Genomic DNA, 1,672 nt, shown 5'->3' on the forward strand with positions numbered 1-1,672 from the left:
CGCTCAGTAGCGACCGCCCTCGGGGGCGGGCAGCGCGTCGAGGTCGGCCAGTTCCTCGGCGCCGAGCTGCACGTCGCCGGCCGCGCAGTTGTCCACCAGGTACTTCGGCGTCTTGGTGCCGGGGATCGGGATGACCCGGTCGCCCTGGGCGATCACCCACGCGAGCGCGACCTGCGCGGGAGTGACGCCGGCCCGGTCGGCGATCTCCCGGACCCGGGCGACGATGGCCAGGTTGGCCCGCAGCGCGTCCTGCTGAAAGCGCGGCAGGCCGCGTCGGAAGTCGTCGGCCGGCAGGTCGTCGAACGACGAGAACCGGCCGGTCAAAAAGCCCCGGCCCAGCGGGGAGAACGGCAGGAAGGCGATGCCGTGCGCGACGCAGTACGGCAGAACCTCGGCCAGCGGGTCCCGGGTCCACAGGGACAGCTCGGACTGCACCGACGCCACCGGGTGCACGGCCTGGGCCCGCGCGATCTGGTCCACCGTCACCTCGGACAGGCCGATCTGACGGGCCTTGCCCGCCGCGACGACCTCCGCCATCGCGCCCCAGGACTCCTCGATGGGCACCTCGGGGTCGACGCGGTGCAGCTGGTACAGGTCGACATGGTCGGTGTTGAGGCGGCGCAGGCTGTCGTCGATGGCCGTGCGGATGTGCTCCGGCCGGCCGTTGTTGCCGATCTTCGGTGAGTTGCCGGGGCCTCCGGTCAGGGACGTGGCCACCAGCCCGACCTTGGTCGCCAGGACGGCCCGCTCCCGGTGGCCGTCGGCCAGCGCCCGGCCGACCAGCTCCTCGTTGGTGTACGGCCCGTACACGTCGGACGTGTCGATCAGCGTGGCGCCCAGGTCCAGCGCCTGCCGGATCACCGAGATCGAGGTGTCGTCGTCGCGGGGGCCGGTGATGTCGTATCCGTGGCTCATGCCCATGCACCCGAGACCGATGACGCCGACCTCGGGCCCTGCACTGCCCAGCGTGGTGGTTCTCATGGGCACCACGCTACGACCGTCCTCCGCCTGCCGCCCGGCGGCGTCCAACGGCGGTCCATCCCGGCTCATGGCAGCTTCGAGCACCTCTTCCAGTGGTACGGCAGCGGCGACGTCGAGACGCCGACGGCCAACCCCGAGATGACGTTCCGGACGTCCGCCGCGAGCGCCCGCCACCTGCGGGACCTCAACGAACGAACCGGCGCGCTTGTCGTCGGCCGGCGGCTGTTCGACATGACCAGTGGGTGGGGCGGCCGGCACCCGATGGACGTGCCCGTCGTGGTCGTCACGCACACCGTGCCGCAGGGCTGGGAGCCGGCGAACGACTCGTTCGTCTTCGTCACCGACGGCATCGCCAGCGCCATCGACCGCGCGAAGGCGCTCGCCGGTGACAAGGAGGTCGGCGTCAACGGCGGCACCATCGCGGCCCAGGTTGTCGCGGCCGGCCTGCTCGACGAGGTGCACGTCGACCTCGTCCCGGTCGTGCTCGGCGCCGGCATACCGTTCTTCGCCGGCCTGACGATCGCGCCGCTGCACCTCGACGGCCCCTTCCGCGTCGTCGAGGGCGACGGCGTCACGCACCTGGCCTACCGCGTACGCCCGGCGGCCTGACCACCTCGGGGCCGGCCCGCCCGGGCCGGCCCCCCGCACCCGTACGCAGGGTGGATCTTGATCGGAAATGGTGTGGCGCGCT

The 1,672-nt window shown here is 72.4% G+C and carries 2 protein-coding genes; one reads left to right on the forward strand and one right to left on the reverse strand.

What is annotated here, in order from left to right:
* Window positions 1–3: 3 nt before the first annotated feature.
* Window positions 4–981, reverse strand: coding sequence for an aldo/keto reductase (locus AB0J68_RS32000; protein WP_354859129.1), 978 nt, complete (start codon window positions 979–981; stop codon window positions 4–6).
* A gap of 138 nt (window positions 982–1,119) precedes the next feature.
* Between AB0J68_RS32000 and AB0J68_RS32005 the strand changes: the two genes are divergently transcribed.
* Window positions 1,120–1,590, forward strand: a complete 471-nt coding sequence (locus AB0J68_RS32005; RefSeq protein WP_363942602.1) for a dihydrofolate reductase family protein — start codon at window positions 1,120–1,122, stop codon at window positions 1,588–1,590.
* The last annotated feature ends 82 nt before the right edge of the window (window positions 1,591–1,672 follow it).

Source organism: Micromonospora sp. NPDC049580 (genome assembly GCF_040675595.1).
Lineage (GTDB): Bacteria > Actinomycetota > Actinomycetes > Mycobacteriales > Micromonosporaceae > Micromonospora.

Excerpts from the sequence above, each read along its gene's own strand:
- AB0J68_RS32000 (WP_354859129.1), bottom strand. The coding sequence starts at position 981 with ATGAGAACCACCACGCTGGGCAGTGCAGGGCCCGAGGTCGGCGTCATC.
- AB0J68_RS32005 (WP_363942602.1), top strand. The coding sequence starts at position 1,120 with ATGACGTTCCGGACGTCCGCCGCGAGCGCCCGCCACCTGCGGGACCTC.